This window comes from Leptothrix mechoopdaensis (SeqCode) (assembly GCF_053893855.1).
In genome coordinates, this window is sequence record NZ_CM132699.1 from 1108772 (window position 1) to 1122199 (window position 13428).

General features: G+C 67.7%; 14 protein-coding genes. 11 read left to right on the forward strand and 3 right to left on the reverse strand.

The features are described from left to right. The first annotated feature begins 1 nt into the window (after position 1). The 11 genes from gtdA to maiA all read left to right on the forward strand — a co-directional run bounded on the left by gtdA (position 2) and on the right by maiA (position 9288). Complete coding sequence (gene gtdA / locus ACWA7K_RS05000) at positions 2-1051, forward strand: gentisate 1,2-dioxygenase (protein ID WP_456166239.1); 1050 nt, start codon at positions 2-4, stop codon at positions 1049-1051. Between the two features lie 39 nt (positions 1052-1090). After that, positions 1091-1786, forward strand: a complete 696-nt coding sequence (locus ACWA7K_RS05005; protein ID WP_456166241.1) for a fumarylacetoacetate hydrolase family protein — start codon at positions 1091-1093, stop codon at positions 1784-1786. Between the two features lie 48 nt (positions 1787-1834). Then, positions 1835-3109 carry an aromatic ring-hydroxylating dioxygenase subunit alpha gene (locus ACWA7K_RS05010; RefSeq protein WP_456166243.1) on the forward strand — a complete coding sequence of 425 codons (1275 nt, stop codon included), beginning with the start codon at positions 1835-1837 and terminating at the stop codon, positions 3107-3109. A 23-nt stretch (positions 3110-3132) separates the two neighbouring features. Then, entirely contained in the window at positions 3133-3621 is a 489-nt protein-coding gene (locus ACWA7K_RS05015) for an aromatic-ring-hydroxylating dioxygenase subunit beta (RefSeq protein ID WP_456166245.1), read from the forward strand. Between the two features lie 18 nt (positions 3622-3639). Further along, the gene (locus ACWA7K_RS05020) at positions 3640-3957 is read left to right on the forward strand and encodes a non-heme iron oxygenase ferredoxin subunit (protein ID WP_456166247.1); all 318 of its coding nucleotides are present in this window, start codon (positions 3640-3642) and stop codon (positions 3955-3957) included. A 109-nt stretch (positions 3958-4066) separates the two neighbouring features. Next, positions 4067-5227, forward strand: a complete 1161-nt coding sequence (locus ACWA7K_RS05025; RefSeq protein WP_456166249.1) for an ABC transporter substrate-binding protein — start codon at positions 4067-4069, stop codon at positions 5225-5227. 10 nt (positions 5228-5237) lie between these two features. Next, complete coding sequence (locus tag ACWA7K_RS05030) at positions 5238-6158, forward strand: branched-chain amino acid ABC transporter permease (RefSeq protein WP_456166251.1); 921 nt, start codon at positions 5238-5240, stop codon at positions 6156-6158. Between the two features lie 13 nt (positions 6159-6171). Then, positions 6172-7173, forward strand: a complete 1002-nt coding sequence (locus ACWA7K_RS05035) for a branched-chain amino acid ABC transporter permease (RefSeq protein ID WP_456166253.1) — start codon at positions 6172-6174, stop codon at positions 7171-7173. Beyond that, positions 7173-7919, forward strand: a complete 747-nt coding sequence (locus ACWA7K_RS05040; protein WP_456166255.1) for an ABC transporter ATP-binding protein — start codon at positions 7173-7175, stop codon at positions 7917-7919. The genes ACWA7K_RS05035 and ACWA7K_RS05040 overlap by 1 nt, the downstream gene beginning before the upstream one ends. Before the next feature lie 10 nt (positions 7920-7929). Continuing rightward, positions 7930-8649: an ABC transporter ATP-binding protein gene (locus ACWA7K_RS05045; RefSeq protein WP_456166257.1), complete on the forward strand. Its 720-nt coding sequence runs from the start codon at positions 7930-7932 to the stop codon at positions 8647-8649. Positions 8650-8652: 3 nt separating this feature from the next. After that, the gene (maiA, locus tag ACWA7K_RS05050; RefSeq protein ID WP_456166259.1) at positions 8653-9288 is read left to right on the forward strand and encodes a maleylacetoacetate isomerase; all 636 of its coding nucleotides are present in this window, start codon (positions 8653-8655) and stop codon (positions 9286-9288) included. A 2-nt stretch (positions 9289-9290) separates the two neighbouring features. Here the strand turns inward: maiA and ACWA7K_RS05055 are convergent, their stop codons facing one another. The 3 genes from ACWA7K_RS05055 to ACWA7K_RS05065 all read right to left on the reverse strand — a co-directional run bounded on the left by ACWA7K_RS05055 (position 9291) and on the right by ACWA7K_RS05065 (position 13379). Continuing rightward, positions 9291-10346 carry a LacI family DNA-binding transcriptional regulator gene (locus tag ACWA7K_RS05055; RefSeq protein WP_456166261.1) on the reverse strand — a complete coding sequence of 352 codons (1056 nt, stop codon included), beginning with the start codon at positions 10344-10346 and terminating at the stop codon, positions 9291-9293. A 96-nt stretch (positions 10347-10442) separates the two neighbouring features. After that, positions 10443-11702 carry an MFS transporter gene (locus ACWA7K_RS05060; RefSeq protein WP_456166263.1) on the reverse strand — a complete coding sequence of 420 codons (1260 nt, stop codon included), beginning with the start codon at positions 11700-11702 and terminating at the stop codon, positions 10443-10445. A 9-nt stretch (positions 11703-11711) separates the two neighbouring features. Beyond that, the gene (locus ACWA7K_RS05065; protein ID WP_456166265.1) at positions 11712-13379 is read right to left on the reverse strand and encodes a glycoside hydrolase family 3 protein; all 1668 of its coding nucleotides are present in this window, start codon (positions 13377-13379) and stop codon (positions 11712-11714) included. Between the last annotated feature and the right edge of the window lie 49 nt (positions 13380-13428).

Sequence of the window (13428 nt, forward strand, 5' to 3'; positions counted from 1 at the left end):
CATGCATGCACCCCAGAACCTGAGCCCGGAGGCGCGGCAGCAGCGCCAGGCTTTCTACGACCGCATTGGCGAGAAAAACATGACCCCGCTGTGGGAGGTGCTCGGCGCGCTGGTGCCGCCGCAGCCGCGTTCGCCCGCCCAGGCCGCCCATTGGCGCTATGCCGAGCTGCGCGACCAGGTGCTCGAAGCCGGTCGGCTCATCACCGCCGAGCAGGCCGAGCGCCGCGTGCTGATCCTCGAGAACCCGGCACTGCGCGGCCAGTCCTGCATCACCCAGTCGCTCTACGCCGGCCTGCAACTGATCCTGCCCGGTGAAGTGGCGCCCGCCCACCGCCACACCCAGTCGGCCCTGCGGCTGGTGATGGACGGGGAGGGCGCGTACACGGCGGTGGACGGCGAACGCACGACCATGCGCCGCGGTGACTTCATCATCACCCCGGCCTGGACCTGGCATGACCACGGCAACCTGGGCAACGAGCCGGTGGTGTGGCTGGACGGCCTGGACATCCCCATCGTGCGTTTCCTGGACGCCGGCTTTGCAGAGCGCAGCGAGCAAAGCTCGCAGGATGCTCTGCGGCCCGAGGGCGACGCGCTGGCCCGCTACGGCGCCAACATGCTGCCGATGGACTACCAGCCGAAGCCGGCTGATCCGACCAAGGTGTTCGTCTACCCGTTCGAGCGCACCAAGGCCTCTCTGGCCGGCATCGCGGCCGGCCCGATCGATGCTCACCACGGCCACAAGCTGCGCTATGTGAACCCGGCCACCGGTGCCTCGCCGATGCCGACCATCGGCGCCTTTGCCCAGCTGCTGCCGGCGGGCTTCGAGACCCGTCCCTATCGCTGCACCGACGGCACCGTGCACGTCTGCCTGGAAGGCGGCGGAGAGGTGCAGGTCGGCGACCAGTCCTGGTCCTTCGAGGAGAACGACGTGTTCGTCGTGCCCTCGTGGCACACGTTGACGCTGCGGGCGCGGCGTCATTCCATCCTCTTCAGCTTCTCGGACCGACCGGTCCAGCAGGCCCTCGGCCTGTGGCGCGACGAACGGCTCTGATCCGCGACGTCGAACAGCATCCACCTTCCAGGAGACCCCATGAAACTCGCCATCGAGGCACCCCGCCAGCACACCCTGGCCGTCGCCGGGCGCGACGAGCGCTTTCCCGTCAACCGCGTGTTCTGCGTCGGCCGAAACTACGCCGCCCACGCCCGCGAGATGGGCAAGGATCCGGACCGCGAACCGCCGTTCTTCTTCATGAAGCCGGCCTCGGCCGTGGTCGACGCCTCGTCGCCGACGAGCGTGCCCTATCCGCCCAAGACGGCGAACTACCACCATGAGATTGAGCTGGTGGTCGCGCTGGGCAAGGGTGGCCGCAACATCCCGATCGCACAGGCGCTCGAACTTGTCTACGGCTATGCCGTGGGCCTGGACATGACGCGCCGCGACCTTCAGCTTGAGGCGCGCGACAAGGGCCGCCCGTGGGAGTTCGGCAAGTCGTTCTCGCTGTCGGCGCCGATCGGTGCGCTGCACCGTGCGGCTGACATCGGACATCCGGCCTCGGCGGGCATCTCGCTGACCGTGAACGGCACGCCGCGCCAGTCTTCGGACATCGCCAAGCTGATCTGGTCGGTGGCCGAGTCGATCGCCTACCTGTCCGAGTACGAGGACCTGGAGCCCGGCGACATCATCATGACCGGCACGCCCGAGGGTGTGAACGCGGTCGTGGCCGGTGACGTGATGCGCGGCCAGATCGACGGTCTGGGCACCCTCGAGGTCCAGGTGACGGCCTGAGGCCTCAAGCCTGAACGCATGCCACTCAAGACGACGCAGGAGACAGCCATGAGCGAACCTTCCACCGCATCGAAGGTCTTCCCGATCACCCCGCAATGGGAGGGCGACGGCACCCATCGCATCCCCTTCCTGGCCTACACCGATGCGCAGATCTACCAGCGCGAGCTGGAGCGTTTCTTCTACAAGGGCCACTGGTGCTACGTCGGCCTGGAGGCCGAGATCCCCGAGCCGGGCGACTACAAGCGCACGGTGGTCGGTGAACGCTCGGTCATCCTGGTGCGCGATGCGGATGGTTCGATCAACGTCGTCGAGAACGTCTGCGCTCACCGTGGCATGCGCTTCTGCCGTGAGCGCCACGGCAAGGCCAAGGACTTCGTCTGCCCCTACCACCAGTGGAGCTACGGCCTCAACGGTGACCTGCAGGGCGTGCCGTTCCGGCGTGGCGTCAAGCAGGACGGCCAGGTTCACGGTGGCATGCCCTCGGACTTCAAGACCAGCGACCACGGCCTGACCAAATTGAAGGTCGCCGTGCGCGGCGGCGTGGTGTTCGCGTCCTTCGACCACGACATCGAGTCGCTGGAGGACTACCTGGGCCCGACCATCCTGGGCTACTACGACCGCCTGTTCAACGGCCGCAAGCTCAAGATCCTGGGCTACAACCGCCAGCGCATCCCGGGCAACTGGAAGCTGATGCAGGAGAACATCAAGGACCCGTACCACCCGGGCCTGCTGCACACCTGGTTCGTCACCTTCGGCCTCTGGCGGGCGGACAACAAGAGCCAGCTGCGGATGGACGAGAAGCACCGCCACGCGGCCATGATCTCCACGCGCGGTGCGGCCGGCAAGGCCGATCAGGTCACGCAGGTCTCGAGCTTCAAGTCGGAGATGAAGCTCAACGACCCGAGCTTCATCGACATCGTGCCGGAGCCGTGGTGGAACGGCCCGACCGCCGTGATGACCACGATCTTCCCGAGCGTCATCCTGCAGCAGCAGGTCAACAGCGTGTCGACGCGCCACATCCAGCCCAATGGCCACGGCAGCTTCGACTTCGTCTGGACCCACTTCGGCTTCGAGGACGACAGCGAGGAGATGACCCAGCGCCGCCTCACGCAGGCCAACCTGTTCGGCCCGGCCGGCTTCGTGTCGGCCGACGACGGCGAGGTGATCGAGTTCTCGCAGCAGGCCTTCGAGTCCAAGCCCTTCCACCGCGCGGTGGCCGAACTCGGCGGCAAGGGCGTCGAGAACACCGAGCACATGGTCACCGAGACGCTGATCCGCGGCATGTACCGCTACTGGCGTGACGTGATGGAAGCGCAAGAGTGACCCGGCGCGAAGGAGACCCGACCATGAGCAACAACACATCGCTGAACTTCGAGGACTGGTTCGCCCTGAACCAGCTCTACGCCGACTACGCCAGCGCGGTCGATTCCGGACATTGGGACCTGTGGCCCGAGTTCTTCACCGACGACTGCGTCTACCGACTGCAGCCGCGCGAGAACCACGAGCGCGGCTTCCCGCTGGCCACGCTGTCCTTCTCGAGCAAGGGCATGTTGAAGGACCGCGTCTACGGCATCCAGGAGACGCTGTTCCACGACCCCTACTACCAGCGCCACGTCGTGGGCGCGCCGGTGGTGCGCGAGGTCTCCGACGGTCGCATCCGCAGCGAGGCCAACTACGCCGTCTTCCGCACCAAGCTGTCGCAGGAGAGCACGGTCTTCAATGTCGGTCGCTACCTCGACGTGGTGGTGCGCACGCCGGCCGGCCTGAAGTTCGCCTCGCGCGAATGCATCTACGACACCGAGATGATCCCGAACTCGATCATCTATCCGATCTGATCTGCCAAGAGACATGACATGAGCGATCCCAACTGGACCGATGCCCTGGCCGCCGCCGACCTGCCCGACGACGACGTCATCGGCGTGGCCGTGGCCGGCCGCGACATCGCCGTCTACACCGTCGGCGACGAGGTCTACGCGACCGACAACCTCTGCACCCACGGCAACGCCCGGCTGTGCGACGGTTTCCTCGAAGGCCACGAGATCGAGTGCCCCCTGCACCAGGGCAAGTTCGACGTGCGCAATGGCATGCCGACCTGCTCGCCGGTCACCGAGGCCCTGCGCAGCTACCCCGTGAAGATCGAGGGTGGCCGCGTGTTCCTGCAGATCGACTGATCCTGCCGCCGGGCCCGTTCAGGTCCGGCCTTTCCTTGCCTGCCCGACCGCTCGGCGGGACCGTCCTCGACGGCCCCGGGGGCGGACTCATCCCTGTTGGAGACACACCATGTTGGATCGCATCGTTCGCAGCGCCGCCAGCGGCACGCTGATCGCCCTGGCCGCCGCAGGCGCCCACGCCGCCACCATCGGCCTGATGGCCCCGCTGTCGGGCCCGCAGGCCCTCGTCGGCCAGGACCAGGTCGACGGCTTCCAGCTCGCGCTCGACCAGCTCGGCGGCAAGCTGGGCGGCCAGGCCGTCACCGTCGTCAAGGAAGACGACCAGCTCAAGCCCGAGGTCGGCCAGCAGGCCGTGCGCAAGCTGATCGACAAGGACAAGGTCGACGCGATCGTCGGCCTGTCGTTCTCCAACGTGCTGATGGGCAGCCTGCCGCGCATCGCCGAGTCCGGCGTCGTGGCCCTGGCCACCAACGCCGGCCCGTCGCCGATCGCCGGTGCGCAGTGCAAGGCCAACCTGTTCTCGATGGCGTGGCAGAACGACGGCGCCGCCGAGGCGATGGGCAAGTTCGCTCAGGATCGCGGCATCAAGCGCGTCTACCTGATGGCGCCCAACTACCAGGCCGGCAAGGACATGCTGGCTGGCTTCAAGCGCTTCTTCAAGGGCCAGGTGGTGGACGAGGTCTACACCCAGGTCAACCAGCCCGACTACTCGGCCGAGATCGCCCAGCTGCAGGCGGCCAAGCCCGATGCGCTGTTCGTGTTCTACCCGGGCGGCATGGGCATCAACTTCGTCAAGCAGATGAGCCAGGCGGGCCTGGCCGGCAAGATGCCGTTCTATTCGGTCTTCACCGTCGACGGCACGACGCTGCCGTCGCTGCGGGAAGCGGCGGTCGGCTCGGTCAGCGGCGCGATGTACGACGCGGCGCTCGACAACCCCGAGAACCGCAAGTTCGTCGCCGCCTTTGAGGCCCGCTACAAGCGCACGCCCAGCCTGTATGCCGCCACTGGCTACGACGCCGCCAACCTGCTCGACATCGCTCTGCGCAAGGCCGGTGGCGATGCGAAGAAGCTGGCCGCTGCGGTGAAGGCCGCCGGCAGCGAGCTGAAGTCGGTGCGCGGTCCGTTCTCGTTCGGCAAGAACAACATGCCGGTCCAGGACTACTACGCCTTCGAGACGGCCCGTGACGGCGGCAAGATCGTCACCCGCCTGATCGGCACGCCGTTCAAGGGCCACGTCGACCCCTACGCCGCGCAGTGCAACCTGCCCTGAGGCGAGCGACATGAGTGCGACCCTGTTCCTCGCGCAGCTGCTCAACGGGCTGCAGTACGGCGTGCTGCTGTTCCTGCTGGCGGCGGGGCTCACGCTGGTCTTCGGGATCATGAGCTTCGTGAACCTGGCGCATGGTTCGCTCTACATGATCGGCGCCTACATCGGCGCGCTGGCCTACGGCGCATCGGGGTCCTTCCTGGTCGCCCTGGGCGCGGCCATGGCGGCCGCGCTCGCCACCGGGCTGCTGCTGGAGAAGACCATCGTCGCGCGGCTGTACCGGCGCGATCACCTCGACCATGTGCTGGCGACCTTCGGCCTGGTGATGTTCTTCAACGAGCTGGTCCGCGTGGTCTGGGGGCCGCAGCCGCTGTTCGTGCAGGTGCCCGAGGTGCTCGAGGGCACGGTCGACCTGTTCGGCTTCAGCTACCCGGCCTACCGCTTCGCCATCATCGGCGTCGGCCTGGTCGTGGCGGTCGGCTCATGGCTGCTGATCCACAAGACCCGCGTGGGCATGCTGATCCGTGCCGGCGCGCAGAACCCGCAGCTGGTGGGTGCACTGGGCGTGAACATCGGCCTGCTCAACGCCATGCTGTTCGGCGTCGGAGCGATGCTGGCCGGCGTGGCCGGCGCGATGGCCGGGCCGGTCCTGTCGGTGCAGTCGGGCATGGGCGAGCCGGTGCTGATCACCACGCTGGTGGTGATCGTGATCGGCGGCATCGGCTCGGTCTCCGGCGCCTTCTACGCCGCACTGATCGTCGGCGTGGTCGACACGCTCGGCCGTGTCTTCCTGCCGCTGCTGCTGCGCCAGATCGCCGAGCGCTCGGTCGCCGATGCGGCCGGGCCGGCGCTGGCCTCGATGAGCGTCTACCTGCTGATGGCCGCCGTGCTCGCGCTGCGCCCGCAGGGCCTCTTTCCCGCCCACCGCGCCTGAGCCCGGACCTGCCATGACTTCCATCCTCCACGTCCCGCCCTCGCGCTGGATCCCGCTGCTGCTGCTGGCCCTGCTGGCGCTGGTCCCGGTGCTGGCGACCGCCTTCGAGCAGACCTTCTGGATCGCCTTCTTCGCCCGCATCCTGATTTACGCCGTGGCGGCGAGTGCGCTCAACCTCGCGCTCGGTCACGGTGGTCTGGTCAGCTTCGGTCATGCGCTGTTCCTCGGCGTGGGTGCCTACGCGGTCGGCCTGAGCGCCTTCCACGGCATCGGCAACGGCTGGGTCCATCTGGCGCTGGCCGTCGTGGTTGCGGGCCTGCTGGCCTGGCTGGTGGGCACCATCAGCCTGCGCACCTCGGGCATGGCCTTCATCATGATCACGCTGGCGTTCGCGCAGATGGGCTACTTCCTGGTCGTCAGCCTGAAGCAGTACGGCGGCGACGACGGCCTGCCGGTGACCGCCACCAGCCGGCTGGCCGGCTTCGACCTGGGCTCGGCCTCCAACGTGTACTACGCCGCCTGGCTGATCCTGGCCGCCGTCACCGTCTGGATGGCCCGGCTGCGCGTGGCCGCCTTCGGCATGGCCTTGCGCGGTGCGCGCCAGAACGCCCGCCGCATCGATGCGATCGGCCTGCAGTCGCGCCAGCTGCAGCTAGCGGCCTTCGTGCTGTCGGGCATGGTCTGCGCGCTGGCGGGCGTACTGCTCGCCAACCTCAACGCCTTCGTCTCGCCCAGCACCATGGCCTGGACCGTCTCGGGCGAGCTGATCGTGATGGTCGTGCTCGGCGGCATCGGCACCGTGGCCGGACCGCTGCTTGGCGCACTGGTCTTCCTCGGCCTGGAGGAGGTGCTCAAGGGTTGGACCGATCACTGGATGATGGTCTTCGGCCCGCTCATCGTGCTGGTCGCGCTGTTCGGCCGACGCGGCATCGCCGGCTGGCTCGAGGTCCTGGACCGACGTCGCGTCACCGCTGCCACCGCCCCCAACGTCCCCACCGCGCAGGAGCAACCCTGATGGCCGCACTGCAGACCGAAGGCCTGGTCAAGCGCTTCGGCGCCCTACTGGTCACCGACGACGTCTCGCTCGACATCCGCAGCGGCGAGCTGCATGCGCTGATCGGGCCGAACGGCGCGGGCAAGACGACCCTGATCAACCAGCTCAGCGGTGAATTGAGTTCCAGCGCCGGCCGAGTCCTGTTCGACGGCCATGACCTGACCGCGCTGCCGGTCCACCAGCGCGCCCGCGCCGGACTGCTGCGGTCCTACCAGATCACCTCGATCTTCGAGGAGTTCACCGTGCGCGAGAACGCGATGCTCAGCGCGCTCGGCGCCCGTCAGCACGCGTGGTCGTTCTGGCGGCCGATGCTGGCCCACCCGCAGGCCCGTGCGGCAGCGGACGAGGCGATCGAGGCCGCCGGCCTTGGCGCCTTCGCCGACACCGCCGCCGGCGAGCTGGCCTATGGCCAGCGCCGCCAGCTGGAACTGGCCATGGCGCTGGCCGCGCAGCCGCGCTTCCTGCTGCTCGACGAGCCGATGGCCGGCATGAGCGTGCAGGAGTCCGCCGCCGTGACGGCGCTGCTGCAGCGGCTCAAGCGCCGCTACACCATCTTGCTGGTCGAGCACGACATGGACGCTGTCTTCGCGCTGGCCGACCGCATCAGCGTGCTGGTCTATGGCCGGGTGATCTTCACCGGCACGCCCGACGAGATCCGCGCGCATCCCGAGGTCCGGGCGGTCTACCTCGGCGAAGAAACCACGTGAGGACCGGACGATGAAACCAGCCATCCTGTCGATCCAGGGCCTGCAGGCCAGCTATGGCCGCGCCCAGGTCCTGTTCGACGTGTCCTTCGACGTGCAGGCCGGCGAGGTCGTCACCCTGCTGGGCCGCAACGGCATGGGCCGCTCGACCACCGTCAAGTGCCTGTTCGGCATGTTGCCGGTGCAGGCCGGCACGGTCAGCGTGGGCGGCGAGCGCGTCAACGGCATGCCCTCGCACCGCATTGCCCGCCGGGGCCTGGCGCTGGTGCCCGAAGGCCGGCAGATCTTCACCAGCCTGACGGTCGAGGAGAACCTCGTCGCCACTGCCCATGTGCCGCGAGCCGGCCACGAGACGCCACTGTGGGACCTCGGCCGCGTCTATGCCTTCTTCCCGCGCCTGAAGGAGCGACGCGGCAACCTGGGCTCGCAGCTGTCGGGCGGCGAGCAGCAGATGCTCGCGATCGGACGCGCACTGATGACCAACCCGAAGCTGCTGGTGCTCGACGAGGCGACCGAGGGCCTGGCACCGCTGATCCGCGCCGAGATCTGGCGCACGCTCGGCGAGCTCAAGCGCGAGGGCCTGGCCCAGATCGTCATCGACAAGAACGTCGCCAAGCTCATGGACCTGGCCGACCGCCACGTCGTCATCGAGAAGGGCCGCGTGGTCTGGGACGGCGACAGCGATGCGCTGCGCCAGCAACCCGAGATCGTCCACCAATACCTGGGAGTCTGAACCGTGAAGCTCTATGGATTCTTCCGCAGCGGCACCTCGCACCGCCTGCGCATCGCCTTGAACCTCAAGGGCCTGACGGTCGAGCACGTCGGCGTCGACCTGCGGCGCGAGCAGCATCTGGAGGCGGCGTTCAAGGCCGTCAACCCGCAGCAGCTGGTGCCGGCGCTGGACATCGGCGAGGCGGTGCTGACGCAGTCGCCCGCGATCATCGAGTGGCTTGAGGAACGCTTTCCGCAGCCCGCGCTGCTGCCGGCCGATCCCTTGGCGCGGGCCCAGGTGCGGGCCCTGGCGGCGGTCGTGGGTTGCGACATCCACCCGATCAACAATCGCCGCATCCTGGAGGCCCTGCGCCAGCGCTGGCAGGCCGACGACGCCGCGATCAACGACTGGTGCGCCACCTGGATCACGGCCGGCTTCGACGCCTACGAGGCGCTGGTGACTTCACACGGGACGGGCACGTACTCCTGCGGCTCCACGCCCACGCTGGCCGACGTCTATCTGATCCCGCAGATGGAGAGCGCGCGCCGCTTCAAGGTTGACCTGTCGCGCTGGCCGCGCCTGCTGGCGATCGAGGCCGCCTGTCTGCAACTGGACGCCTTCCGGCTCGCGGCGCCGGCCCTGCAGCCCGACGCGTCCTGAAATCAGGCACCCGCTGGTCGGGTGATCGAGTCGCGCAGGATGATCCGGCAGTCCAGCGTCCGGACCGAGCGCCGGCTTCGGCCTTCAAGCGCATCGATCACCTGCAGCGCAGCGGCTTCGCCCATTTCTTCGGCCGGCAGGCCTGCGGTCGTCAGCGCCGGGGTGATCTTGCGTGCCAGACCGAAATTGTCGAAGCCGGCGATCGACAGGCCGCCGGGCAGCGGGATCCCGAGCCGGGTGGCGGCCGCGATCACGCCGGCGGCGATGTCGTCGGTCAGGCACTGGACGGCCGTCGGACGATCCGGACGCGACAGCACCTGCAATCCCATCTCGAGACCGTCGTCGAAGAAGGCCTTGCAGTTGTGCACCACATGCTGGATGGCGGCCCGGTCGGGATGCAGGGCTACCGCATCGAGGAAACCCGCCTGGCGTTCCACCGTCGCGCGATGCTGGTCGGCCCCACCGATGAAGGCGACGTGCCGGTGCCCGAGGTCAAGCATTCGGGTCGTCAGCTTCCGCGTGGCGCTGCGCTCGTCGGCATCAACGGCGAGGTCGGCGTGGGACGTGTCGAAGGCGCTGATGGCCGAGAAGGCCAGGTCGTGCGCCTTGAGCGTCTTGAGCAGGTCCAGGTATTCGGACGCAGGCGCCGGGACGATGTAGCCGCCGACCTTGCGCGAGAGGACCTTGCGCACGAGCAGGTTGACGTCGTCCGCGTCACGCGTCTCGATGATGTTGACGGCGAAGTCGTGTGACTTGCAGACGTTCAAGGCACCGATCAGCAGGGCGTATTCGTATTCGTAGCCGTGGCGGTATTCCCGGTAGTCGTTCGCGTTCGGGATCACGATGCCGATCGTGCGCGAGAAGGACCCGGAGAGGTTGCGGGCGGACGACAGTGGCTCGTACGAAAGTTCGCTGATGACCTTCAGCACCAGCGCCCGGGTTTCCGGTGCGATCTTTCCCTGGTTGCGCATGACGCGCGACACTGTCATCGCCGAGACGCCGGCCTTCTCCGCGACATCCTTGATCGTGACCTTGTTGTGGGGGCTGTTTTCTTGCATGGAAAGGGATGTGCTGCGTGCCGCCGGCGAGCGCCGGACGAACGAAGGGCGCCAGCATAGACGGTCCGACCGGCCGTCCCTGGCGCCCACGCCGGATCAGCGAACCTTTCGGATCGGGATGATCGTCAGCGCCGCCAGCACCGCGTAGACCGCTGCCGCCGTGAACAGGATGCCGTAGTCGGGCGTCGTCTGGCCGCCGGCGAACAGGAACAGCGGGGCGATGGCGGGCGCCAGCGTCTGCGGCAGGGTACCGGCCACGTTCATCACGCCCAGGTCCTTGGCCGCGTTGTTCGTCGCGTCCGGCAGGACTTCGGTGACCAGTGCGACGTCGACGGCGAAGTACACCCCGAAGGACAGGCTCATGACGCAGGCGCCGAGCAGGAAGGCGTCATAGCTGGTCGCCTTGGCGATGATCATCAGGCCCACGCCGTAGAGCGCGGCCGAGGCCCAGATGAAGACCTTGCGGCGGCGGATCAAGTCGGACAGCCAGCCGCCCAGGAAGCTGCTGGCGATCTGGATGGCCGACGCGATCGTGTTGACCTTCACCATGATGCCCGGCACCTCGGCGGCGGTGTAGCCCAGGCGGTCCATCAGGAAGAAGACCTGGTAGCCCAGGAAGGTCGCCAGCGCGAAGAAGAAGAACAGCCGGCTCAGGAAGGCCCAGGTGAAGTCGGGGAAGGCGACCGGGTTGAACGCGAAGTCGCGCAGCATCTGGCGCAGGCTGAAGGGCGCGACGCTGGCCGGATCGGTCGCCTTGTCCGTGTAGGTCAGGCACAGCAGGCCGATCGTCACCAGCAGGATGGCCGGCGCGGCCACGAACATCATCTGGGCGTTGCCCTGTGTTGCGTTGACCAGGGCGAAGCCGGAGATGATGCCGGCCGGCACGCACATGCCGATCGCTCCGCTGACCATGCCGCGCTGCTGCTCGGGGATCTGGTCGGGCAGCAGCGCCATCAGCGCGGCGGCCACGGCGTTCATGCCCAGCTGGGTCAGGCACCAGCCGACGATCATGGTGTTGACCCCGCCGACCGAGATCAGCCACAGGCCGAACATGCCGATCAGGCCACCGCCGATCATCCAGGTCTTGCGCCGGCCGAAGCGGGTCACGGTGCGGTCGCTGAAGTAACCGGCGACGGGGTTGGCGAAGATCGCCACGATCGCGCCGATGCCCAGCAACAGGCCCAGCGTGCTCTCCTTGTTCTGCGGCGCGATCTCCGCGACCCGCAGCGCGATGGTCATCATCGGCGGCGTCAGCAGCGCCATCGACAGGGCCCAGTAGGCCAGCACGATGGCGGAGATCAGCGCCCAGGACGCCCGGGACGGGCTGGCGGTAGCGGGCGAGGTGAGGGTGGTCATGGTGATCTTTCAGAAGTGCGCGTCAGCCAGACCGCAGAACGCGTCGACCGGACTCTTGCCGGTGAAGCGGCTGCGTCCGAGCAACTTGTCGACGACGGCCCGCTGGATGTCGGGCGTCGGCGTGTAGGCGTTGATCAGGCAGGGAACCCGCGGGGCGTCGTACAGGTAGTACGGATGCCCGAAGGAGATGAAGACGGTGGGCGTGTCCCACCAGACCCGGGACATGCCGGGCAGTGTGCCGCCGTGCAGCCGGACCCAGTCGATGTAGAGCCTCGACTTCATCAGCTGCGATTCCTGCGCGAACACGTAGAGGATCAGGTCGTGTTCCAGCCGGATGCCCAGGTCATCCGACGTCGGATCGAAGACATGGACCTCGAAGCCTTCCGCTGCGAGCAACTGGTCCAGCTGGATGCGGAACGACTCGTCACCACCCAGCGGGTGCACGTTCTCTTCCTTGAACATCAGGATCTTGCGGACCTTCTGCCGGTCCAGCGGCACGGTGCCGTGCACGTCCTTGACGAGGGTGGGCGACAGGTCCGACAGGCGCGCCATGACCGCCTTGTGCGCGGGCGATCCGATCAGCGACGGGTCGACGGCCGCTTCCGGGCGAGGGCGATGCAGGTTCATGCGGGCCTTCAGGCCGAGCACGCGCACCAAGGCCTCGTCGATGCGCTTCTGGCTGAGCACGCCGGTCCGGAAGGCGTCCAGCAGGGTCTCGATGTCGGTGTCGACCGATGGGGAGAACAGGATCATGTCGCAGCCGTTCTCGATCACCTCGGGCAGCCACTGCCGGCGGCTGCCCCAGCTCTCGAGGCCGCCCATCAGCGTCGCGTCCGAGACGATCAGGCCGTTGAACTTCAGCTGCTCGCGCAGCAGCGTCTGATTCAGGTGGCGCGAGATGGACGCCGGTCGATACAGCTCGATCGCGTCCATGCCGACGCGGCGCAGATAGTCCGGGAATGCGATGTGCGCCGACATGACCGACAGCACGCCCGCCTCGACCGCGCGGGCATAGAGGGGTTCGAACACCGCCGTCCATTCCTCGACCGTCATCGGGTTGATGGTCGTGACCAGGTGCTGATCGCGGTCGTCGAATCCTTCGCCGGGCCAGTGCTTGGCCGTGGTAGCGACGCCGTGCTGCTGGAACACCTCGATGTGCAGCTGCGCCAGTTCGCCGATCAAGGCGGGGTCGCTGCCGTAGGAGCGGGTGCCGACGACGGCGCTCTGGAACTTCTGGTTGACGTCCAGGACCGGCGAGAAGGTCCAGTTCACACCCAGCGAGGCCAGTTCGGCCGACAGCATCCTCAATGCTTCGCCGTAGGTGTCCAGGCAGGCCGCAGCGGCACAGCCGAGCTGGTTCGGGAAAGTGGTGGTCAGGTGTCCGCTGGTGACGCCGCCTTCCAGGTCGGCGCAGACCAGCGGAGGAATCCGACAGGCCTTGCGCCCGGCGTCGATGACGCGGCGACAGCCGTCCGGATCGGAAAAATTGATGACGGTGAACGCGCCGAGCTGGTGTCGTTCGATCAGCTCGATCGCGTGATCGTCGCCGGGCAGGATCTGGAGATTGATCAGCTGGCCGACCTTCTGTTGCAGCGTCAGGCCGTCCAGGGTGTCGCAGACCCATGCGATCTGCTCCTCATCCAGATCGAATGGCGCCTGACGCAGGATGTCTTTCATGTTCTTGGTTTCGATCACCGGGGGACAGAAGGGAACGGGGCCCGGCGAA